This is a genomic window from Desulfosporosinus sp. Tol-M2, assembly GCF_059735615.1.
The window spans coordinates 1-2,583 of the sequence record NZ_JCAIJG010000144.1 but is presented as its reverse complement, the minus strand read 5'-3'; the positions used below and the strand labels follow the sequence as shown (position 1 = coordinate 2,583).

Annotated in this window: 2 protein-coding genes and 1 pseudogene; all 3 read left to right on the top strand. The window is 49.1% G+C overall.

From position 1 onward, the window contains the following. Window positions 1-927 (top strand): O-antigen ligase family protein (locus AC6I5A_RS11290; RefSeq protein WP_497900686.1); only part of this gene is annotated, 927 nt, incomplete at its 5' end. Next, the gene (locus tag AC6I5A_RS11285; RefSeq protein WP_034615855.1) at window positions 924-1,967 is read left to right on the top strand and encodes a glycosyltransferase family 4 protein; all 1,044 of its coding nucleotides are present in this window, start codon (window positions 924-926) and stop codon (window positions 1,965-1,967) included. The genes AC6I5A_RS11290 and AC6I5A_RS11285, both read left to right, overlap by 4 nt. A 104-nt stretch (window positions 1,968-2,071) precedes the next feature. Continuing rightward, a pseudogene (locus AC6I5A_RS11280) lies at window positions 2,072-2,524 on the top strand (UDP-N-acetyl glucosamine 2-epimerase); the annotation flags it as partial. Between the last annotated feature and the right edge of the window lie 59 nt (window positions 2,525-2,583).

Below are 2,583 nucleotides of genomic sequence, written 5' to 3'. Positions count from 1 at the left end.
TGTCTGGTATTTGCCTTAAATATGCTGCATTATTTTAACATTCTCAGCTACAACCCAATCGTCATGCCTTTTTATGCGAACGAACTTCAACTATCTCATTTTGGGGTTAACAGTCTCGGGGAAGCGGATGTCAAACGCATGCTGGGGGTGCTGGGTAACCCAAATAATAATTCGATAATGATGGGCTTTTTTAGTATTTATTTCATTGCTCATTCCACAAAGAAGTCGCCGGAATATAAGCAATATTACATCCTGGCCGGCTTGGCGATTCTTATGCTCCTCATGAGCGGCTCAAAAACAGGGGTACTATCGTTAGTGGTTGTATTTGCAGTCTATTGGCTCTTGTCCAGAATGAGCATCAAACAACTGTTAGCCGTGCTGGGGATTGGGGCGGCATCCGTCGTCTTGATCAATGTCTTTCAATTTACTTATATTTCTTCCCTTTGGACAGTAGACTGGTCGGCCAATGAGTCGTGGACCGGACGGCTTAAAGTGTGGCAGGACCTGGTGGGTATGATCCAAAAATCTCCCTGGATCGGTTATGGACCGAACAAGGAATATTTCTACATTAATGCCCTCTATTCTGAGAACGAGTACGTTCTTATGACCTGGCGCTATGGCATAGTGGGATTGTTATCTTACTTGCTCTGGATTTTGATCCCCTTTGTCTCCGCCTTCAGACAGAACGGGAAACGTTATGCCCAAAGTGTGATCCTGTTTTCGACCATGCTCTTAGTCAGTGCCATTACGAATAACCCGCTGTCTGAACCGCGCATCCTGGTTCTTTATGCCATGTTGTGCGGCCTTATGTTTGCAAATAGTAAGGCGGAGCAGGAGCTTGAGACTGAGCCCAAGCTGAAGTCTGTACCTGAGCGGGGGCTTGAGTCTGAGCCGGAGTTTTCACTTAAGCAAGAGAGTCGCCTATGAGTAAGCTGTTGTTAGTAGGGCCTTCTTCAATACACCTTTGGCGCTATTACCAGATGGTTAAACCTGGGTTAGATGATATTGCGGTGATTACAGATGCCGATCCTGGGGCTGCCTTTCCCGCAGGGTGCAAGATTACCGTCTTACCGCTCTCCCTGCGTCATCCGGTTGACTTTTTTCGAAGTATCCACACCATCCGTAAGCTTATCAGTACCTATCAACCGGATATTATCCATTGCCACATGGCCGGTACTGCCGCCCTGGCGGTGAACCTCGCGAATCGTAGCTCCAAGATTCCAACGGTGCTGACCACCTGGGGAAGTGACATTCTGATTGCCCCATTTCAAAACTCGATACTACGCAAGATGGTTACATATAATCTTAACAAGGCTCGGATCCTCACCGCGGATTCCCGGTATATGGCCGGTATTATGCAAGAGCTGGTTCCCGGGAAACGCCTCGATCTTCGGATCGCCAACTTTGGCATCGGCGTGATGCCGGACCCTTCTGCAGCCAAGGAAAACCTGATCTACTCTAACCGGCTGCATGAATCTCTCTACCGTGTCGACGCGATCCTTCGCGCGTTTAAACAATTTACTAAAAATGTCCAAGAGACCTGGACGCTGGTCATTGCCGGAACCGGCAGTCAAACGGAGTCCCTGAAAGAGCTTGTCAAGGCTTTGAACCTTGAGGACAGCGTCCACTTTGTAGGCTGGCTCTCCCCTCAAGAAAATGAGGCTTATTACAATCGAGCTAAACTATATGTTTCGATTCCCGAAAGTGACGCCACGTCGATTAGTCTCCTGGAGAGCATGGCCTGCGGGTGTCTTCCCGTTGTCTCAAACCTTCCGGCCAATAGAGAATGGGTAGAAGCCGGAAGGAATGGGGTCCTTGTCGATGACGTAACAACCTCTTTCCTGCAGGCAGCCCTGGAACTGGACGCTTCTTTAGTACAAGAACACAACCGGAAACTAATCGACCGCTTGGCAACAGTAAAAGCCAACCGCAATATTTTTCTAAAGATTTATCAGGAACTGATATGAGCCCGAACCAAATTAATCCAAGTGTACATGTTCAGCTAAAGCTGGACTTCGACCTCGGTGGGGGACTCTACCCCTGTCGAAACAGAAGAGCGGAGGGTGACTGAGTGAAAGTATTAACGATTATCGGGGCCCGGCCTCAATTTGTCAAAGCAGCAGTGGTATCCCGCGCTATTGCCAGGCACAACGAAAACCACGGCGAATCTCAGATCCGGGAAGTGCTGGTCCATACCGGTCAGCATTATGATGCGAACATGTCGGACGTCTTTTTTGAGGAGATGAAAATCCCTTCACCCGAGTACCATTTGGGAATTGGCGGAGGCACACACGGGGCAATGACGGGTCAAATGCTGGAAAAGATTGAAGCGGTCATACTACAGGAGAAACCGGATGTGGTCTTAGTTTACGGGGACACGAACTCGACCTTAGCCGGCGCCTTGGCTGCGGTTAAGCTCCATATTCCCGTTGCCCACGTCGAAGCGGGACTTCGTTCGTTTAATATGCGGATGCCGGAAGAAGTCAATCGCATCCTCACCGACCGTATTTCTACGGTATTATTTTGACCAACTGAGACGGCTATTCGGAATCTCGAGAGAGAAGGGTTTCGCGTTACAATGGC

Coding starts and splice junctions, on each gene's coding strand:
- AC6I5A_RS11285 (WP_034615855.1), top strand. CDS start 924: ATGAGTAAGCTGTTGTTAGTAGGGCCTTCTTCAATACACCTTTGGCGC.